Origin of the sequence: Telmatospirillum sp. J64-1 (assembly GCF_006980715.1) — a bacterium.
Taxonomy (GTDB): domain Bacteria; phylum Pseudomonadota; class Alphaproteobacteria; order Rhodospirillales; family Magnetospirillaceae; genus Oleiliquidispirillum; species Oleiliquidispirillum nitrogeniifigens.
Genome location: NZ_SBHN01000082.1, coordinates 1 through 666, shown reverse-complemented (window position 1 = coordinate 666; position 666 = coordinate 1). Strand labels below are relative to the sequence as shown.

Here is a 666-nt window from a genome sequence, read left to right as displayed (position 1 = left end):
CGCAGCCCCGCGACCAAGGTGGTGGTCTTGCGATGGCCGTGTGGGACCCCCATCCGCAGCCGCTCGCCCCTGGGGCAGCGTCCGTGCGTGCGGGCCATATTGGTCGCCGTCCATGTCTCGTCGAGGAAAATCAAGCGTTCCGGATCCAGGTCAAGCTGACCATCGAACCAGTCCTGCCGCTCCGTCAGGATGTCGGGGCGGTCTTGCTCGATCGCGTGGCCGGTCTTTTTTTACGCGTAATCCCATGTCGGACAAAAAAACGATGAAGGCCCACGCGCGATACTGTAAGACCGATGGCGGCCAACGCATCGCGAAGTTCATCCAGGGTGATGTCCTTGCGGGCTTCCCAGATCGCCAGGATGTCGTCGCGCCGCTCCTCGACCCGATGCGACCGCATGTCCCCGCCTTGGGGCTTAGGGGCAAAACTACCGGTGTCGCGACGCTGGCCATGCCACCGGATCGCCGTCGAAGGGGCCACGCCAAACCGGGCCGCCGCCGAACGGCAACTCATGCCGCCGTCAATCGCTGCCAACACCCGCGAACGCAAATCCATTGATAGAGGCTGTCCCATTCATGCTGGCCTCCTCACTCCAGCCAGCATGATGAATCAGATTTTCGCTCCTTTGGGAATCCCTGGCGATTCGAAACGCTCGAAATCCGCTCTAG

1 protein-coding gene is annotated in these 666 nt (G+C 62.2%); it reads right to left on the bottom strand.

Going from position 1 to position 666, the window contains the following annotated elements; translation table 11 throughout:
• Positions 1 to 184: 184 nt before the first annotated feature.
• The gene (locus EPD66_RS23865) at positions 185 to 571 is read right to left on the bottom strand and encodes a hypothetical protein (protein ID WP_221931111.1); all 387 of its coding nucleotides are present in this window, start codon (positions 569 to 571) and stop codon (positions 185 to 187) included.
• Between the last annotated feature and the right edge of the window lie 95 nt (positions 572 to 666).